Raw genomic sequence first — 17,458 nt, 5'->3', positions numbered from 1 at the left:
GCGGCTCGTCCTGGACGGTGGGCACGGCCAGGGCGCCTGGGCGGCTGTCAGGCCTCGTCACGTCGCGCGGTCTGCAGGACTTTGTGGGTCACGGGGAAGATCGCGAAACCGGTCCGGTGGGCCAGGGTTCCCCACAGGCCCCGCGGAAGGTGGAGGGAGACTGCGATGGAGGCGGCGCCGATGACGACGAGGTACCAGACGCCGCTCTGGGCGAAGTACTTGTCGAGGAGGAAGTAGACGAGTGCGCCGATGACCGGGCCTTCGACGGTGCCGATGCCGCCGATGACGACCATGAAGATCATCAGGGCCGTGTACTGCACTCCGAAGATCTGTGGAGGCGAGGCCACCCCAAGGCTGTTGACGCAGATCACCGCTCCGGCGGCGGCGCAGCCGCCGGCGGCCGCGATGTAGATGATCCGCTTGCCAGGCGTGACGTTCACGCCGAGCGAGCCGGCCGCGGTCTCGTCGTCTCGGATGGCCTGGAGGTCCAGGCCGAGGCGGCTGCGCAGAGCCAGATGCGTGCCGAGCACCGCCGCCGCCATCACGGCGAGGGCCAACCAGTAGGTGTACGCCTGCCGTAGCACCGGTTCGGCGGTGATGGTGGTGATGCTGCGGCCGCTCGCGGCACCGAGGGAGTCGAAGCGGACGACGATGAGGCGAACGACCTCGGCGATCACCCATGTCCCGACGGCGAAGTAGCCGCCGCGCAGCCGGAAGGCGATGTAGGACACCGGCCACGCGATCAGAGCGACGACCGCCGAGACGACGAGCGTGCCGGCGTAGACGTTGATTCCGTGGTCGTTGACGACGAACAGCGTGTACGCGCCGAGGCCGATGAAAGCCTGCTGGCCCATGGAGACCATGCCGGCGTATCCGGCGAGCAGGTTCCACATCGAGGCCAGGGCGATGAGGTAGCAGAGCTTCACCAGTTGGGTGGTGACGCCGTTGTCGACGACGTAGGGCAGGCTCGCCATGACCCCCAGGACGAGGAACGTCCCGGTCAGGCCGAGGGCGGCGGCGCGGCCGCCGCGTCGGACGGCGGGGGGCACGGACGGGGCCGGCGGGGAGTCGACGGCGGTGGTCTGGGCGGTCATGCGAGCACACTCCTGCCGAACAGGCCCTGCGGCCGGAAAACCAGAATCGCCAGGAACACCAGATGCCCGGCGAGCAACGGCAGGTCGGGCGAGATCTGGGCGCCGACGGACTGCGCGATGCCCAGCACCATGCCGCCGGCGAGGGTGCCCCACAGCGAGCCGAGGCCGCCGATGATGACGACTTCGAAGCGAACAGGACGTTGAGCTGGTACGCACCCTGACCGGCCACACCGGGCCGGTGGCCGCGGTGGCGTTCAGCCCGGACGGCGCCTGGCTCGCCACCACTGGCACCGACTCCAGCGTCCGGATCTGGGGCAGGTGCCGCGCTTAGCCCAGGTTACGTCCCCGCCCCTGGTCGGGCGCGGGCGTCCGTGGCCAGGGTGTGGTCGAGAACGGCCGCGGCCAGAGGAGCGTGGACGGCGCGGGGCAGGGCGTGCCCCATGCCCGGTATCTCCACCAGCCGTGCTCCGGCGATTACTTGGGCGAGATGGTCGGGGTGCGGCGGTGGGAAGACGGGTTCGGCCGGGGCGGAGATAACCAGGGTCGGCACCTCGGTGCGCGCAAGTTCCTCTGTGCGGTCCATGCCGGAGTGGTCCGCGCGCCCGTGGGTCATGGGCGCCTCGTAGCGCCCGGCGTGCTCGATGATGCGGCGCTCCGAGGCCCGGAACTCTTCGGAGTCGAAGGGGATCTGATCACCGTTGAGCAGCCGCCAGTGCTCCACGCGGTGGTCCAGCTCGCCCTCCAGGCCACGGTCCTCGTGGGGGTGGGACCACAGTTCGAGCACCCGTGCGTCGATGGGCGGGAGTCCGTCTACGGGAGTTCGGGAGCCGTCCGGGTGCGACAGTGGGGTGCTGCTGAGAGCGCCGGTGCCCATCACCGTCGCGCTGAGCAGCCGTTCGGGATGATCGGCGATCAGCAGTTGGGTGAGCATGCCGCCCAGGGAGTGACCGACGATGTGCGCCCGTTCCACTTCGTACGCGTCGAGGACGGCGATCGCGTCCGAGGCGAGGTCGACGATGCGGTACGGGTGCGTGTCGAAACTCAAGCTGGAGCGGCCGGTGTCCCGGTGGTCGTAGCGGATGACGCGGTGGCGCACGGCCAACGCATCAACCAGTCCCTCCGGCCAGCCCAGCCCAGACGCCCCGGCTCCCATGATCAGTAACAGGGTGGAATCCTGAGGGGCGCCGCGCACCTCGGACCACAGCCGCACCGCCGGGTCGACCTGGACAAACCGCTGATTCATGGCACCGCTCCCCACATCCACGACTCGATAGCGAGACGAGGCGTCTCGTCATCTTGCGTCGTCATCATGATGCATGCCCCGGAGTGATGCAATACGACTCGTCTCGTCTCGTTGTTGACCGGACACTCGAAGGGGCGCCAGAACTCATCTCGATACCTTCTGAACCCCGTCGCGACCAGGTCCGCCGGGTGGTCGTGGACCTGATCGAGATGGGCCGGTGGCACGTCGGCGACCGCGACATCCTGGTCGTCTTCGACGCCGACAACGCCCCGCGTGGCGCACCTCCGGGCCGGGCTGCCGGTGGAGGTCCTTGGACGAATGTGCACGGACCGGGTGATGCGCAAGCCGGTCCCGGTGCCCTGGATCTCCCCGCCGCAGGGCGGACGGCCGCCGAAATACGGCAAGAAATTCGGCATTGCCAAGCCGGAGACCTGGGGTGAACCCGACGCTCCCACGCCGCTGAGGTCCACCACGGTCCGCGGGCTGCTGTGCGCCAGACGCTCGCGCTGGCCGTCCAACAGTGCCGTCCCACTGCGGGTTGACGGTGCGGGGCGAGGGCACGCCGTTGTCCTTGACTTGGTGCGGCCCGGGGCCATGGTGACGGCCGTGACCGCCCGGCGGATCCGGAACAGACTGCATAGGGGCGCGGATGTGCGTGCGCGTCTCAGATGCGGGGTGTGTGCCGGCCGCGGAAGGTGCTTGGTCTGAATGTGCGCGGTACCTCCCTGCGGGTGACCCTGGAAGCAGGGGTCCGGTTGCCCGTCAGACACGTCAAGCAGCCGCCGGGCTGCGGCCGGATGCGGGAGTCGGTGGTTGCCCTTGACCTGGCTTGTTGCCGCAGACGATGCATGTCCTCCCTGACGGAGGAGTCCACACCGTGGAGGAGGGCAGCATGAGTCACCGGCAGACACAGCAGCAGGCACCGCGGGAATGGGTTGTCCGTACGGGCGAGGGGCCGGTGCGGGTCACGAGTCCGGTTCCGCGTGAGAAATGGGCGCAGGTGCTCGCCGCCGATCCCCGGGCCATGGCGTTTCACCGGCCGGAATGGGTGGACTGCGTCTGCGAGGTGGGCGGCTGGCAGGATGCCGGTCGCCTCTACCGGACAGGTGAGGGCCGGGAGCTCCTCCTGCCGATGGTCCGTCGGCCGGGGCGGCCGGACCCGCTCGCCGTGCGGGCGTCGCTTCCCCCCGGCTGGGGCACGGGAGGCATTCTGGCGCCCGGAGGGGTGCGGGCCCACGAGTTCGGCCTGGTTCTCACCGACCTCGCCGCCGACCAGACACTGCGCACGCGTATCCGTCCCTCCTTCGGCGCCGCACACGAGTTGCGCGCCCCGGCGCCCGGGTACGTCTCGATACCGCGAACCGTGCACGTTCTCGACCTCGATGGCGGTATGGACGCCGTATGGTCCCAACGGTGGTCCAAGAGGGTGCGTGGCAACATGCGCAGCGCTCAGCGCAGGGCCGAGCGGGCCGGGCTGGTCATCGAGAGCGGGAACTCGCCCGAGCTGGTCGAGATCTATTACGACCTCTACCTGCGGTGGCTCGAGCAGCGGGCGCGGGAACGGCATTTGCCCCCTGCCGTGGTGCGGAGCCGGGGCAAGCGCGCCGAGCCGCTCGCCAAGTACCACGCGGTCGCTGCCGCCCTTCCGGGCGTCTGCCGCATCCTGCTCGCCACCGTCGGAGGGAGACCGGTGGCCGCGATGATCGCGTTGCGGCATGGTGCGGTCTGGTGCTATTGGCGCGGCTGCAGCGACAAGGAGATGGCCGGTCCGCTGAGGGCGAACCAACTTCTTATGCTGCACTCCATCGAGCGGGCCTGCGAGGCGGGCTGCCGCTACTTCGAAATGGGTGAGTCCGGAGGCGTTGCTTCGCTGGAGCGGTTCAAGGCCCGCATGGGCGGTGTGAAGCAGCCCGTGACGGAGCACCGCCTGGAGCGTGTGCCGCTGACCCGGTGGCAGAACCGAGTGGGCGGCATTCTCAACGCAGTGAAAGGCGCCAGGCCGAGTTGATCCGGAAGATCCAGATATGGCGGGAGCTTCCCGCGTGCCGCGGCCTGCGCCTGACAGCACACGTGACGACGCCACTGATCCACTCTCTACGGCGTCGGCAGTGTCACACCGGCGCTGAGGTGTCAGCGGTCCGTGCGTCTCCGTTCAGGTGATCTGCAGGGAGGGACACGGCGTGCAGGCCCTGGGAAAGCGCCTCGTCGGCGGTCAGGGAGGGGTCGGCGTGGCCTCGGAGAGCGAAGTGTTCGGCAGCGGCATTGTGGAAGTGATCGGGGCAGAGCATGCGGCGCGTCTCGGTGCCGGTGTTGCATGCGATGTCGCCGGGTGGAAGGTCCTCTTCGCAGCGGACGCAGGGTTTGCCGAGTAGGTACATGGCCTCGGTCATGATCGTCTTTCTGTCTCGTGAGGTGCAGCAGTGACCCGGCCGTCGTGGCTCTTCCTCCCGTCGGTGATGAGCCGCTGGCGCTGGTCGAGGTGGAGCGCGCCCGGCGCCAGGCCCGTCCCGCAGCGTCAGCCGCGAGGGGACGAGGCTTACCCGTTCGTGGGCTGATCGGCTGCGGCTTTGAATGCTTCCGCGGCGCTGTCCTCGGCGTGCTGTCCCGGGGTGTCGACGAAGCTGTAGGGCGGTAGCGGGCTGTTGACGCGGAGCTCCAGGTGCGGGTGCTGCCGGCGGAGTTGATCGACCGTGGCCAAGAACTGTTCTGCTGAGCTGCGGTCGATGAGGAAGGAGAGGCTGGCCAGCCAGCCGGTGCTCGGCGGTCCGGCGCTGACCGCCTCAGCCGCCGTCCCCAGTTCCTGCTGGAGCAGCTCGGCGTCTGCTGCTTCGCGCGCCCGAAGCGCGGCAGCGACCATCTCCCCGAGATGGACCTTGTCCTCATGCGCGCCGCCACCAACTTCCCGGTTCGCTTTCGCCAGGGTCCGGATCTCATCGTTGTCCGCCACCACCAGGCGCAGTACGGCCTCCTCCTCGTGGCTGGCCTTGAGGTTGTACTCCGTCTTGCCGTCCAGCACCCGCAGCCGCTCCAGCAGGTGGTCCGCACGCTCGGCGAGCCGGCGAGATGCTTGCGAACCGTATCGGCAGGACAACGCCACCTTCTCCGGCTGCGTCCAGCACCCGCTGGTGGGCCAGCAGGTCACGCCGCTTGGGCCGCAGCTCCTCGGGGGCGTCACTGACGATCGCGGTCAGCTCGCCCTGACGCAGGACACGCACCGGACGCGGCGAATCACCAATGCCGTCCACATCGTCGGGGAGAGAAGGGGGCGAGGTGTGAGTGATCCCGTAGACGTAGGCGCTCATCGCTCTTCCTCCCGGCGGCGCGCGGGCCGGGCGCCCTGCTTCTGGCGCCCCTCATCACGGGCCTGCTGGAAGGCGTCGGAGATCGTCTCGGCGGCACCGGACAGTGCTCCCTTGGTTTTGCCGCTGGCGCCCGATTCGGTGAGCTTGCCCGGGAGTTCGGTCAGGCCGGCCGGCTTGCGCGGGCCCGCTTCCAGGTCGAGGCGGTTGCACGCCTCGGCGAAGCGCAGATAGGTGTCGACGCTGGCCACCACGACCCGTACGTCGATCTTGAGTATCTCGATGCCGACCAGGGAGACACGCACGAACGCGTCGATCACCAGCCCCCGGTCGAGGACGAGCTCCAGGACGTCGTAGAGGCCACTGGAGCCTCCACCACCGCCCTGCTGCGTTGCCACGGTCATCACGACCAGCCCCTTGCCGTCTCGGGGATCCCGCCTGCGCGGTCCCTGTCCACGCCCGCACCGCAGTTCCCGATACGGGAGCCTGAGGGGTGCACTCCCGCCGCTCGCCATGGGCTTCTCAGCGGCGAGGCAGGCTTCCCGAGGCGAGTAGCCCCCACCCTTACGACCAAACAGACGTACGAGCCGCACGGCGATCACCCCCGACCACGGCTGGTCAACACCTCTCAGGGTGCGCCCGCCAGCGTGGATCACGACCGGTACGCCCACGCAGCAAAACACGGCAAGCCATGGCTGACCGGGCCCTGGCCGGGCCGCGTGAGGGCGCGGGACGGCACGGACGCTTCTGGTACTCCAGCAGGAGCCCGCTGTCTGACCTGGCCTTTCGCCGGGTGGCGGGAGGCTAGCGGGCTCCGAACGTGCGGGGGGCGGTCTCACGGAGACCGCCCCTCGATCGTGCGACAACGCCGCAGGTAGTGACAGCGGCGGGCGATTGCCTGGCGTTGGCGGCGCCAGTTCGACCAGCTCAGCGCGTGACGTCGTCCTCGATGTCCGCGCAGGTGCGGGGGTCGGGGACGACAAGCTGCCAGGAGTCGCCGAACCTCCGCCACTGTGAGCTCGATTACCCGACGGTTGCGCCCTCTTTTTCTCGGCCTGACAAGCCGTGGCAGCCAGGAATGCGTGCGCGAGCATGGCGAGGGGGATGTGTCGAATGGGTGGTGGGTTACCAGCGATACCAGCGGCCCTTGCGGTCGCCCGTGTCCGCGGAGCGCATGATGAAGCCCAGCAGCCAGATGACCAGCACGATGACCGCGATCAACCGCCGGGACCGAGTTGCACGCAGAGTGGCCGCCAATACCGGCGGTAGGTGACATGTTCGGAGTCTTCCGCCGGCGCACGATCGACTACCCCGCGGGTCTGCTGCGCCCCACCCGGTCAGCGCAGCCTGGTGGCCGGGGGGCGGGGCACTGGCACGGTTGGCCCCGGGGGCGTGTTCTTCCTGCCGCGCCGCTGGGCTGCGCGTGACGGGTGCCGCAGTTATCCCCGAGTCGGCTGCGGCACCGTCCTGGCTGCCAGCCTGGCCTGTACGGCCCGTCGGGTGTGAGTGTGGACGGCGGGGGCCACCCGGCAAACAAGGGTTGGGCGTACAGCCCTTGGGCTCTTCGCCATCCCATGGTCGGCGAAGAGCCTCTCGTCCTGTGTGATCTTCACGTCGCCCAGAAGGTGTCTTGCCGTCGCGGTAGGGGCAGGCGTACGGAAAGCCTTGCCCCCGCATGGAGACCAGCATGACGACCTCTCGCGTGCCGCGGCCCTCGCCCGACGGCACCCGTGACGACGCCACCAACGCCCGCCTGGAACAGGAGAACGCGCAGCTGCGGCACGCTATCGACTCTCACGCGACGGTGGACCAGGCCATTGGTGTTCTCACCGCGACCCACCGGCTCGCGCCGGCCGCCGGCTTCGAGGTGCTGCGTGAGGTCTCCCAGCACACCAACATCAAACTCCACACGGTGGCCGAGTCGATGATCGCCTGGGCGCTGGGGCAGCCGCTGCCGGAGCCGGTGGGGCGGGAGCTGGATGCGGCCGTGCGGCGGCGCTCCCGCCGGCAGGGTGCCCCGGGGGCGGAAGCCGGGTAGCGCGGTGTGGGTCAGGCGGTCAGTGCCTGCGCGACGGTGGGATGGCAGGGAAATGGCCTGGTCCAAGCCGACGAGCTCAATCAGCCGCAGCACTGATGCCTGGGGCCGGCGAGACGCAGCCACCCGTGAGCGTCTCTCATGCTCCTGTGGGCGGCGATGAGGACGTCGATGCCGCTGGAGTCCATGAAGGTTGCTGCTGAGGTCCATAACGGTCCGCGGCGGCGTCGCGCCGTTGTAGACAGCAGGGCCTGGCTGAGCATGTCCTTGACAGGGTGGTCGATCTCGCCGCGCCCGGTGACTAAAGGGTCGACGGCGGTGTGGCCGATCGAGAGCTGGCCGGGCCGCCAGGCTGCTCCATGGGTTTCTGTCACATGTCCTCGCCGACTGCGCTCACTGATGAGGGCTCAAGGCGCCGACACCATCGTGCGCCAACCCCGTCCCCGATGCTGCGACGAACACGTGTGCGGCCCATTGCCCAGTCCTCGTGGGACATGTGCGGCATAGTGCCGGGTACGCGCAGACGTGTGAACGGGGGTGGAGCAAGGTGGGTCCGACGGAATCAGTCCCCGACGGCGAGGGGAGCGTGATGCCCGGCGCCCAGCCGATACAGGACACCATCGCCCTGGACGGTGACGGATCCTGCATCGCCGAGGCACGCCACCGGGCGGTGGACTTCCTTGCCCGCGTCCAGGCCGAGCACGGCCTTCCGGTCTCCGCACGCGTGATGGACCTGACCCAGCTGGTGGTCAGCGAGCTGGTCACCAACGCCCGCAAGTACGCCCCCGGCCCGGTCCTGATGGAGCTGCGGATCGTCGGCTCGCTGGTAGAAGTGGTCGTGTGGGACAGCGATCCGGTGCTGCCGGTGGCCCGGGCCGCCGATGCGGGCCGGGTTGGGCAGCACGGCCTGGAGATTGTCATGGCCGTCGCGCAGGGCTTCGAAGTGCAGCGGGAGCCGGTCGGCAAACGCATCACTGCCCGCATCGCCCTGCCCGACGACCTGGGCGGTGACATCACAGGACGCCGCCCTCAGTAGTGGCCGGCGTCTCCCTCTGGCCCCACTGTCTTTCCTGCGGCCTGCGGTGAAGAGGCGGGCTGCGCGGGGTGACGCGGGCGGGGGATGCCCTTGCAGCCAGTGGCCGACCGAGATGACGGGGGAGTGAGGGCAGGATGCGGGGGTAGGCGGTGCGTCGTCGGCCGCTTCGGCCGGCCGCGGTGGCGGGAACGACCTGGGAGGGGAACAGCATGGCGCCCATGAGCATGGCGACAGCACAGACCCGGACGGCCGAGCTGCCCAAGGTCGCTGACCCGTCCCGGGTGGCACCCAAGGACGCCCGCGAACTGTCCAAGCTGTTCTTCCAGCAGCTGGCCGTGCTGGAGGAAGGCACCCCGGAGTACCAGTACGCGCGGAACACGCTGATCGAGATGAACATGTCCCTGGTCCGCTTCGCGGCCGGCCGGTTCCGCAGCCGCGGGCCGGAGGAGATGGAGGACATCGTCCAGGTCGGCATGATCGGCCTGATCAAGGCGATCGACCGCTTCGAGCTGTCCCGCGAGGTGGAGTTCACCTCCTTCGCCATCCCCTACATCGTCGGCGAGATCAAGCGGTTCTTCCGCGACACCACCTGGGCCGTGCACGTCCCTCGCCGGCTGCAGGAAGCCCGCGTCCAGCTGGCCCGCGCCACCGAAGAACTGCGCAGCCGACTGGGCCGCACCCCGACGGTCAAGGAACTGTCGGAGCTGATGAGCCTGCCCGAAGACGAGGTTCGCGAGGCCCGCCTGGCCGCCAACGGCTACAACTCCGCCTCCCTGGACGCCACGATCAGCGGCAGCGAAGACGGCGAAGCCGCCCTGCAGGACTTCATCGGCACCCAGGACACGGACCTGGAGCTCGTCGAGGACTTCCACGCCCTCGCCCCGCTGATCGCCGAACTCGGCGAGCGCGACCGGCAGATCATCCACATGCGGTTCGTCGAGGAATGCACTCAGGCCCAGATCGGCGAACGCCTGGGCGTCTCCCAGATGCACGTCTCCCGGCTCCTGTCCCGCACCCTTGCCCGACTGCGTGAAGGCTTGCTCACCACCGGTTGATACCGGTCGCCGGCGACGGAGGACCCGATGGGCGGCGGTCGCTGCCGGGGACCGACGACGGCGCGCTTGCCGGTTTTGAGCCTGGGCCGGGGCCACGCTGCGCCGCCGTGGGCGGGCACGATGCAGGCGCGCGGGCCTAGCGCGACCCGCCGGAAGCGCCCGCGCCCCGGCCACTGACGGCCCGCCACTCGGTCGGGTGAAGACACGGCAGCGACGGAACTCGCCTCGGGCGGCCGGAGGTAGGCGCTGTTTCTCGGATCATGTGTGGAGCCAGGTCATAAGGGCCGCAGAAGGCCGACGGTTGGTTCTCGCGCCTGCGCACCTGACCCGGCAAGCCTCGAGCCGTCGACGCGGGCAAGCCAGGGCGGGGAGGTGACCCTCACTCCTGCCCGAGCAGAAAGTCGGCCACTGGCTCTGCCGGCTGTGTACCTGGAACGGTGCGCCTCCTTGTCATACGCAGCTCTGTCCTGCGAATTGGGTGGATGCGTATGGAATGCCGCGTCATCAAAAGGGGATGACGGATGGGCCGGCGCAGCCGGCCATGATGTTCATGCACGGCGGAGGGTTCGTCGGTGGTTTTGGCCGTGCACCGCTCGATGACAGAGCAACTTTGGCCCGCGACGGAGCGGACGGCCCTCGCTGTCGGAAGCGACGGTGCACTCGTGGGTGTTCTGCCGCAGCTTGCCTGAGCCGAACCGGCGCCTTCCGGGCCGGTGGGCGGCGGGTCGGCGGACCTGGATTTCGGTGCCGTCCAACCGCAGGCGCACGCCACTCGGCCTGGGCATAGGCGAAGACGTCGGCCAGGGTACGCAGCGGAACCCGGTGGGGGTAGCGAAGCCGCGGGCGGCCAGCAGCGGCCTGATCTCTCCGATGGCCTTGGTCACGGTGCACCGATTGAGACGACACATCCAATGAACCCGACGGCCCTGTTCACGTTACGGCCCGACGCCTCGCTGATCGCACGCAACCGACGACGAGCTGGACATCGCCACTGTGACAGTCCTGAAGATCAGGTCGAGTCGGGTCGCTCCTCAGTCCTCGGGGTCGCGCAGGCCGACGCAGTCAAAGGCCCAAAAGACCTCTGAGTAGACGAAGGCGCCCGTCATCCACGGCTCGTGAGCGGACAACCGGGCAACTTGGAACGCGGCTTCAGGGATACGCAGCGACGGCGAACGGAAGCCCACCGCGCTGGCACCCTCGAAGCCGCGCGTGCCGTAATAGCGCGGCGAACCCTCCAGGAATACCAACGGCACCCCCTGGCTGTCGGCCGCCTCGAGGGCGTGGGCGATGAGCTGCGTACCGATGCCCTGACGCTGGAACTCCGGGACCACGCCCAGCGGTGACAGCGACAGAACGTCCACGATCCGGCGCGGAGCATCCAACCGCGTCGCGCTCAGCAGGACATGCCCGACGACCCGGTCATCTACGACAGCGACAAAGGACATCGGCGCCAATGCAGCCTCCGCAACGCGAAGTGCCTCCACGAGCCCGGGAACCCGATCGCTGTCACCGAAGGCGCGCGTATGAACCTCGCGCACATCTCGGTGATCGTCAGCGGTCTCTTGCCGGATCACCAGCCCGGCACCACCGGGAGCCATCCGGGAGCCTTCAGGCGCATCGTGTGTCGTCACGGCCGCGAGGGTAGATCGCGGGGCGGCTCATACGCGAGGCAATTGCGCATCAGGTCGCTATGGCTTGGCCGCATCGACCCGCGCTGTACCACTGCTACCAGCAGCGTGAGTCCACCGGCCCCAGTACCGCACGACGAGCCGAAGCAGCAAACTCGCCCGGCTCTGGGAGGGCAGGCGTTCATCGATGCGCGGACCTGCCCCAGAACTCGCACATGGAGCAGGGGGACAGGGGATAGGTTTCTCGGCATGCGGTACTTCGGCCTGGACATCCTCACCGTCGCCAACGAGCTCACCGAGGCGTACGTCGAGATCTTCACCGCCCCGCCCTGGGAGCACCGGAACGCCGAGGCAACGCGTGCGGCTTTCCTGGAGCGGCTGGAAGCGGATGCGCACCGTCCCGGTTTCCGGGCCGTGCTGGCGATGTCGGACGATGGCGCGGTGGATGGCTTCGGCACGGGCTGGACCACCCAGGCCCCGTTCCGCACCGACCGTGCTTACGGGAAGGTGGCCAGCCGGCTTGGCGCCGAGCGGGTGAGCGAGCTGCTGGTGGGTGCCTTCGAGGTCGACGAACTGGGAGTACGCTCACACGCTCGCAGCACCGGTCTGGGACGGCTGCTGCTGTCCGCCCTCACCGCCACCGCGCCCGGCGGTCGGGCATGGCTGCTGGCCTGGGAGCAGGCGCACGACACGCTTGCGTTCTATCGCCGCATCGGGTGGCAGGAGCCCGACCCCCTGCCGGGCAGCGAGACGGACATCGTCGTGTTCCTGTCTCCGAGCTGGCCCTGCAACTCCTCGCGGGGCTTGTGATGCTCCTGAATTGAGCAGGTGGCCGGTGGCCTGGCGGGCCGCTGCCTCGCTGGAGCTGCTTCACACCTTCGCCCTGATCCACGACGACATCGTGGACAGCTCCGACACCCGTCGCGGCCGGTCCACCGCCTACCGGGCCCTCGCCACCCAGCACTTCAGGCGCCCCGATGCGGACTAGTAGCTGCCGCCCGCGATGGGGAATGCCTGGCATCGACGTCCCAGCGGGCGAGCAGGCGCGGTTCGACTGGGATGATCTCGCCCGGTTCCACCGCACGACGACTCGAGCACCACGGAGAACTTCGCCTGGACCCGCGCCGACGCCATTGCGCGAGTCGCCACCCCCGCCGGTCTGCTCGCCTGGCTTGAGGATCGCCCGTCGCGGGCCGCTCACGCACAGACAGTGTCGGCACACTCCGGCCCATGGATCCGAAGTCTGGCCGGCCCCGCTTGCCCCGCACCGGCCCGAGCGAGAGCTCGGGCTAGTGAGTGCCGACCGTGAGTGGCGTGCGCGGGGAGCTCCCATCCCATCTGCCGTCGACCCAGGCAGAGCCGAGCAGACGCGGCCCCTGGCGTCCAGGTCGTTCGTACGGTGGCGCTCTCCACCTGGACGCCATGAACCACGCCCGCTCCACGGTGTGCAGGTCGACGGCGGACGGGATGGGAGCTGGGGTGAGTGGTGGGTTGGGTAGCGACGGATAGGCACAGCCGATCAGCAGCTACGGGAGGTCGCTATTTGCCTCCGAGGTTGGCGATCATCCGGCGGAGCACGTTCAGGGTGGTGACCTAGTTGTTGCGGGTCAGGACGTTGGTGACGGCGCGTAGTGGTGGGCAAGAGCGGTGGCGAGGTCGCGAAGGTGAACCCTGGCTTCGGTGGGGCCGTGCACAGTGATGGCGCTCCCGAACGGCAGTAGTGCTCGCACGTCCTCCAGACGCAGGAAGCGGATTGTTACCTTGCGGCCGGTGGCGGATTCTTCATGGTCGTCCCAGACGAGTCGTAGGCCAAAGATCCGTTGCGCTCGCTCGATCTGGGTCTGGTCGATGGTGGCGCTGACCTCTATCGCGTGGTTGTGTTCCCACTGATCAATGAGCGCCGCAGCGACGGTGGCCAGGGTCTGGCTCTCGCGAAGCCGTCGTGGCTGGTCGACTTCTTTCCACGTCGTGATCCGTTCGAGTCGGTACATCCGTGGCACTCGGGCACGATCGGCGACGAGGTACCAGATGCCGGCCTTGGCGAACAGCCCGTAGGGATCCACGACCAGGTCGCGTGGGCATGACTCGCGTGGGCTGTCGTACTCGATCCGTAGCCGGCGGCCTCGCCGCACTGCGCCGGTCAGCGAAGCCGGAGTCGTGCCGGAAGCTCGTGCCTGACGCCAGGGACGGCTGTCCACGTGCACTACGTCGGTGAGCGGCAGGAGCTCATGAACTCGACGTGGCTGTGTAGCGGCGATCTTGGAGAGCGCGCGCCGGCTTCCGACCGATGCGTTGAGCTCCGCACGTTGCTTCTCATCCAGCCCGGTGAGCGACAGATGATCACGCTCGTCCGGTGTGAGTCGCGTGAGGTCGAGTCCGGATCCGGGCAGCATGGTCACGCCTCCGAGGCGGCCCCGTTGTGCGGTCACCGGCAGACCGGCCTCGCGGAGCCAGTTCAGGTCTCGGGTGATGGTGCGAAGGGACACCCCGAGCGCTGAGGCGAGTTCCTGTGTGGTCACGGCATCCCTCGAATTGAGGAGCAGCATCAGGGTGAAGAAGCGGTCTGGGGTCACACACCAATTTTTTCAGGAATTGCGACAGGATGCGGCGCATAACCCGGTCAGGCTGGTGGATGCGTACCTCGACCTGTGAGAAGGAACAACCATGACCACATCCGTCGTGTCCATCGTCTACGTGAACGACGCTCCCGCCGCAGCTCGTTTCTACGGCGGCCTCCTCGGCATGAGCCCCTCGTTCGAGACTCCGGGATACATCACCTTCGACCTCGGGCCAGGCGCTGACCTCGGTCTGTGGTCTGGCCAGTTCGAGGATCTGTCACCGGACGTCCCGCGCACGAGTGAGGTGTGCCTGGCCATTGACGGTGGACGCCCCGACGAGCTCAACGCGACCTTTGAGCGGTGGAAGTCCAACGGGGTCACGATCCTGCGCGAGCCGCATGATGCGGGGTTCGGGCTGACCTTCCTCGCAGCCGATCCTGACGGGAACCGTATCCGCGTCGCACCGAAGGGCTGAAAGGCCGCAATGCGGCAGGCGCGCACGACGGGTGTCGCGCCTGCCGTCGTCTGACTTCGAGAGGACGACGAGTGCCCCACGCTAATGCGCCCCTGAGCGTCGAGGGCCGTAGGCGGCTCGTGAAGCGGTGCCAGACAACGTCCCATTGCCCACGTCGCCGCTGAGATGGGCATCTCTCGCGCATGCGCCAGCAAGTGGGTAAATCGCTGGCGGCTACACGGTGATGCGGGATAGCAAGACCGGCCGTCGAGTCCGCACCGGAGTCCGAACGCGACTCCAGCATGGGTCATCGAGCAGATCGAGTCCTGGCGCGGCGAGCTCAAGTGGTCCGCGCAACGGATCAGCGGCGAACTTGTCAGTATCGGTTTTTGATCGACCGGCGAACTGCCAGCCGACACCTGACCCGGCTCGGCCTGGGCAAACGCCGCTTCACCCTTGGGCCTTGAGCAGCTCAACACCGTCGAGCGATGCATCAACCGCCTCAAAACAGTGGCGCGGCATCGCCACCCGCTACGTGAAGACCGCCATGAGCTACCTGGCCGGACTCCACATCGCAGGCACCTTCCTCTGGTCCGTCCGATGATCCATACGAAACGGCCTGAGGTGCGTGCGGTCAGCTCAGCCGGGCATCGGCGTACACGGTCATCGCATCGCGCTGGTATGCGGCGAGACCGTCGGCGATCTTGTCGAAGTTGGCCCGCATCTGCGGGTCGTCGACATAGGTCTGGCCCACTCCCTTGTACGCGGCTGCGGTCGGGGTCCAGAACCGGCAGATGCTCTGGTAGTTGGCGTCCACCTCGGCCTGTACCGCGGGGTCGGACACCGGCGTGCCGGCCACCATGAACTCCGCCATACGGATCATCTGCGCCGTCACCTCACGCTGCCAGCGCTCCGTGTCCTCGGAGGTCATCGCCTCGACGGCCTGCCGGGACTGCTCCCACGCCTGCGGCCACCGCTCCCGTACCTCGGCTTCGGCCTCGGAGGGGGCCTGGAACCCCTCGAACAGGTTCTCCGGCTTGTTGATCTTCGCCATATGGTCCTTGCCTTCACCTTCTTCCAGTTCGGCGATGGTGCGGCCGACCGTACGGGCCAGCGTCTCCAGCCGGTCCCGTTCCGTGAGCAGCCGTTGGTGGTGCTCACGGAGCACGGACACCTGGTCGAGCTGGCTGTCCAGGACCGCCTGGATCTCGCGCAGCCCCAGGCCCAGCTCCCGCATCAGCAGGATCTGCTGCAACCGCAGCAGATCGGCTTCCTCGTAGTAGCGGTGCCCGTTGCTCCCGATCCATGCGGGCGGCAGCAGTCCGATCTCGTCGTAATGCCGCAGCGTCCGCGATGTCACCTTGGACATCCGCGCCACCTCCGCGATCGACCAGGCCATTGCCGGTGCCTCCCTCGCCGTGCCGGTCTCTCCGGCCACACACATGACCGTAGAAGTTGCCGCAACGGAAAGCGCAAGCCCGAAGCCCTGTTGGGCAGGCCGCAGGGTCTGCCCCATCGGACAGGCGCTAGCCCAGATACCGGGCCACCGCCTCCCCGATCCCCGTCGCGTCCGCACCCTCCGCCGCCCAAGCCACGTATCCGTCGGGCCGTACCAGGACGGTCGTCCGGCGGTCGCCCGCCCAGCGCTCCACCGCCAGCCACCCCTCACGGACACCGGGGCCTTCGTACGTCCCGGGCGTGATCAGCACGAACCGGCCGCCGCGCAGCGCCTCGTAGAGCCGGCCGTCCTTCAGGGCGACATCGGGGACGCGGGTGCCGGTGAGGCGGTGGGCGCCGCGGGGGGCGGGGTAGGCGTAGCCGATCCCGGTGATCTGACCGAGGGCCTTGCGCTGGACGGGCGGGGCCATGTCGACGAGCACGGAGACAAGGGCGCGGGTGGCACGCAGCAGCGGATTCCGCGCACGGGCCAGCCGGACCAGTCCGCCACTGCTGCGCAGCACCGCCCTGCCGACCGGGTGGCGCTCGGCCTCGTAGCTGTCGAGGAGCCCTTCGGGGGCCCGGCCCTGGACGGCCGCGGCCAGCTTCCAGCTCAGGTTGGCGGCGTCCTGGAGGCCGGTGTTCATGCCCTGCCCGCCGGCCGGGGAGTGGATGTGCGCGGCGTCCCCGGCGAGGAAGACCCGCCCGACCCGGTAGTGCGGTGCCTGGCGCTCGTCACTGTGGAAACGGGAGAGCCAGCGGGCGTCGTGCATGCCATAGTCGGCGCCCAGGGCACGGCGGGTGATCTCCTTGACCTCGTCGAGGTCGAGCGGGGCGTCGTCGGAGACCTCGTTGCGGCGGTTCCAGCCCATGACCCGGTACCAGCCGTCGCCGAAGGAGGCGATCATCGCGAAGGCGTCGCCGCGGCCGTTGACGGTGAGGACGCCCTCGGGCTTCTCGGCCAGCCGGACATCGGCCAGGATCAGCGACTTGATGATGGAGACACCGGGGAAGTCCAGGCCGATCGCCTCCCGCACGGCGCTCCGGTGACCGTCGGCGCCGACGACATAGGCCGCCCGGCGGATGACGACCGCCCCGTCCGCGCCGCGCACGTCGAGGTCGACCCCCTCGTCGTCCTGCCGCAGCCCCACGACCTCGCTCTCGTACGCGAATTCGACCCCAGCCTCCCGGGCCCGCCGCTCCAGGAGCCGCTCGACCTCGTACTGCGGGGTGATGAGCAGGAACGGGAAACGCGAGGGCAGCGTGCTCAGATTGAGGGAGAGGCGGCGGAAGAGCCGCAGGCCGGTGATGGTTTCGCCGGTGGTGAGGAGTTCGTCGGCGAGGCCGCGGGCGTCGAGCTGCTCCAGGGTGCGGGCGTGCACCCCGAAGGCGCGGGAGAGGTTGCTGATCTTGCGCGGCCGCTTCTCGACAAGGGTCACGGCAACGCCGGCTGTGGCGAGGTCACCGGCGAGGAGGAGGCCGGTGGGGCCGGAGCCGACGATGATCACGGTGCGGTGGGTGGCGGTGCCGTTCATGGTGGCCTCCTGATGCCAACGCTTGCTTGCCCTCGCCTGTTGCCAACATATGTTGGCCAACGCTCGTTGACCACGGTAGTGAGG

At 68.8% G+C, this 17,458-nt stretch carries 18 protein-coding genes and 6 pseudogenes; 11 read left to right on the top strand and 13 right to left on the bottom strand.

The genetic code is table 11. The features are described from left to right. Positions 1–47 precede the first annotated feature (47 nt). Both KUM49_RS34480 and KUM49_RS49975 read right to left on the bottom strand, forming a co-directional pair. Positions 48–1,094, bottom strand: coding sequence for a branched-chain amino acid ABC transporter permease (locus tag KUM49_RS34480; protein WP_217240900.1), 1,047 nt, complete (start codon positions 1,092–1,094; stop codon positions 48–50). Beyond that, a complete protein-coding gene (locus tag KUM49_RS49975; RefSeq protein ID WP_302185528.1) occupies positions 1,091–1,225 on the bottom strand; it encodes a hypothetical protein in 135 nt (44 codons plus the stop codon). The genes KUM49_RS34480 and KUM49_RS49975 overlap by 4 nt, the downstream gene beginning before the upstream one ends. Before the next feature lie 74 nt (positions 1,226–1,299). On the opposite strand from KUM49_RS49975, the gene KUM49_RS34475 reads away from it, so the two are divergent. Beyond that, complete coding sequence (locus KUM49_RS34475; RefSeq protein WP_217240966.1) at positions 1,300–1,425, top strand: WD40 repeat domain-containing protein; 126 nt, start codon at positions 1,300–1,302, stop codon at positions 1,423–1,425. Between the two features lie 6 nt (positions 1,426–1,431). On the opposite strand, the gene KUM49_RS34470 is transcribed toward KUM49_RS34475, so the two are convergent. Further along, positions 1,432–2,337 carry an alpha/beta fold hydrolase gene (locus tag KUM49_RS34470; RefSeq protein ID WP_217240899.1) on the bottom strand — a complete coding sequence of 302 codons (906 nt, stop codon included), beginning with the start codon at positions 2,335–2,337 and terminating at the stop codon, positions 1,432–1,434. Between the two features lie 176 nt (positions 2,338–2,513). Here KUM49_RS34470 and KUM49_RS49970 point away from each other — a divergent pair. Together KUM49_RS49970 and KUM49_RS34460 are read left to right on the top strand one after the other, a co-directional pair. Next, positions 2,514–2,793, top strand: a pseudogene (locus KUM49_RS49970) (transposase); the annotation flags it as partial. Positions 2,794–3,229: 436 nt separating this feature from the next. Continuing rightward, entirely contained in the window at positions 3,230–4,345 is a 1,116-nt protein-coding gene (locus KUM49_RS34460; RefSeq protein WP_217240897.1) for a GNAT family N-acetyltransferase, read from the top strand. A 103-nt stretch (positions 4,346–4,448) separates the two neighbouring features. On the opposite strand, the gene KUM49_RS34455 is transcribed toward KUM49_RS34460, so the two are convergent. From KUM49_RS34455 to KUM49_RS34440, 4 genes and pseudogenes are all read right to left on the bottom strand, one after another. Next, the gene (locus tag KUM49_RS34455) at positions 4,449–4,727 is read right to left on the bottom strand and encodes a hypothetical protein (protein ID WP_217240896.1); all 279 of its coding nucleotides are present in this window, start codon (positions 4,725–4,727) and stop codon (positions 4,449–4,451) included. 146 nt (positions 4,728–4,873) lie between these two features. Then, positions 4,874–5,639 (bottom strand): annotated as a pseudogene (locus KUM49_RS34450) (GvpL/GvpF family gas vesicle protein). Continuing rightward, positions 5,636–6,040, bottom strand: a complete 405-nt coding sequence (locus KUM49_RS34445) for a gas vesicle structural protein GvpA (RefSeq protein ID WP_217240895.1) — start codon at positions 6,038–6,040, stop codon at positions 5,636–5,638. Before KUM49_RS34445 ends, KUM49_RS34450 begins: the two are co-directional and overlap by 4 nt. 721 nt (positions 6,041–6,761) lie before the next feature. Next, positions 6,762–6,854 (bottom strand): annotated as a pseudogene (locus KUM49_RS34440) (hydrophobic protein); the annotation flags it as partial. A 469-nt stretch (positions 6,855–7,323) separates the two neighbouring features. Between KUM49_RS34440 and KUM49_RS34435 the strand changes: the two are divergent. After that, on the top strand, positions 7,324–7,674 hold the full coding sequence (locus KUM49_RS34435) for an ANTAR domain-containing protein (protein WP_217240894.1): 351 nt from the start codon (positions 7,324–7,326) through the stop codon (positions 7,672–7,674). An 80-nt stretch (positions 7,675–7,754) separates the two neighbouring features. Here the strand turns inward: KUM49_RS34435 and KUM49_RS50860 are convergent, their stop codons facing one another. Continuing rightward, a complete protein-coding gene (locus tag KUM49_RS50860; RefSeq protein WP_374200234.1) occupies positions 7,755–8,045 on the bottom strand; it encodes an STAS domain-containing protein in 291 nt (96 codons plus the stop codon). A 215-nt stretch (positions 8,046–8,260) separates the two neighbouring features. On the opposite strand from KUM49_RS50860, the gene KUM49_RS34430 reads away from it, so the two are divergent. Together KUM49_RS34430 and KUM49_RS34425 are read left to right on the top strand one after the other, a co-directional pair. Continuing rightward, positions 8,261–8,707 (top strand): ATP-binding protein, encoded by a 447-nt coding sequence (locus KUM49_RS34430; RefSeq protein WP_217240893.1) that lies wholly within the window; start codon positions 8,261–8,263, stop codon positions 8,705–8,707. Positions 8,708–8,925: 218 nt separating this feature from the next. Next, entirely contained in the window at positions 8,926–9,762 is an 837-nt protein-coding gene (locus KUM49_RS34425) for an RNA polymerase sigma factor SigF (RefSeq protein ID WP_374200233.1), read from the top strand. Between the two features lie 623 nt (positions 9,763–10,385). On the opposite strand, the pseudogene KUM49_RS48960 reads toward KUM49_RS34425, so the two are convergent. Together KUM49_RS48960 and KUM49_RS34420 are read right to left on the bottom strand one after the other, a co-directional pair. Then, positions 10,386–10,661: pseudogene (locus KUM49_RS48960) on the bottom strand (IS5/IS1182 family transposase); the annotation flags it as partial. Positions 10,662–10,793: 132 nt separating this feature from the next. After that, entirely contained in the window at positions 10,794–11,336 is a 543-nt protein-coding gene (locus KUM49_RS34420) for a GNAT family N-acetyltransferase (protein WP_217240965.1), read from the bottom strand. A 303-nt stretch (positions 11,337–11,639) separates the two neighbouring features. On the opposite strand from KUM49_RS34420, the gene KUM49_RS34415 reads away from it, so the two are divergent. Together KUM49_RS34415 and KUM49_RS48955 are read left to right on the top strand one after the other, a co-directional pair. Further along, complete coding sequence (locus tag KUM49_RS34415) at positions 11,640–12,200, top strand: GNAT family N-acetyltransferase (protein ID WP_217240891.1); 561 nt, start codon at positions 11,640–11,642, stop codon at positions 12,198–12,200. A gap of 10 nt (positions 12,201–12,210) precedes the next feature. Beyond that, on the top strand, positions 12,211–12,378 hold the full coding sequence (locus KUM49_RS48955) for a polyprenyl synthetase family protein (RefSeq protein ID WP_374200232.1): 168 nt from the start codon (positions 12,211–12,213) through the stop codon (positions 12,376–12,378). Positions 12,379–12,997: 619 nt separating this feature from the next. Here the strand turns inward: KUM49_RS48955 and KUM49_RS34405 are convergent. Continuing rightward, entirely contained in the window at positions 12,998–13,963 is a 966-nt protein-coding gene (locus KUM49_RS34405; RefSeq protein WP_217240889.1) for a YafY family protein, read from the bottom strand. Positions 13,964–14,054: 91 nt separating this feature from the next. Between KUM49_RS34405 and KUM49_RS34400 the strand changes: the two genes are divergently transcribed. The 3 genes and pseudogenes from KUM49_RS34400 to KUM49_RS48945 all read left to right on the top strand — a co-directional run. Then, the gene (locus tag KUM49_RS34400) at positions 14,055–14,423 is read left to right on the top strand and encodes a VOC family protein (protein ID WP_217240888.1); all 369 of its coding nucleotides are present in this window, start codon (positions 14,055–14,057) and stop codon (positions 14,421–14,423) included. Positions 14,424–14,494: 71 nt separating this feature from the next. Next, positions 14,495–14,854 (top strand): annotated as a pseudogene (locus KUM49_RS48950) (helix-turn-helix domain-containing protein); the annotation flags it as partial. 13 nt (positions 14,855–14,867) lie between these two features. Further along, positions 14,868–15,006, top strand: a pseudogene (locus KUM49_RS48945) (IS5/IS1182 family transposase); the annotation flags it as partial. A 30-nt stretch (positions 15,007–15,036) separates the two neighbouring features. Here KUM49_RS48945 and KUM49_RS34390 read toward each other — a convergent pair. Together KUM49_RS34390 and KUM49_RS34385 are read right to left on the bottom strand one after the other, a co-directional pair. Then, positions 15,037–15,801: a MerR family transcriptional regulator gene (locus KUM49_RS34390; protein ID WP_217240963.1), complete on the bottom strand. Its 765-nt coding sequence runs from the start codon at positions 15,799–15,801 to the stop codon at positions 15,037–15,039. Between the two features lie 127 nt (positions 15,802–15,928). Next, complete coding sequence (locus tag KUM49_RS34385; protein ID WP_217240887.1) at positions 15,929–17,374, bottom strand: FAD-dependent monooxygenase; 1,446 nt, start codon at positions 17,372–17,374, stop codon at positions 15,929–15,931. Positions 17,375–17,458: the final 84 nt, after the last annotated feature.

This window comes from Streptomyces sp. AC555_RSS877 (assembly GCF_019049245.1).
In the GTDB taxonomy this organism is placed as follows: domain Bacteria; phylum Actinomycetota; class Actinomycetes; order Streptomycetales; family Streptomycetaceae; genus Streptomyces.
The sequence above is the reverse complement of the archived record's forward strand: the minus strand, read 5'-3'. Positions and strand labels throughout refer to the sequence as shown.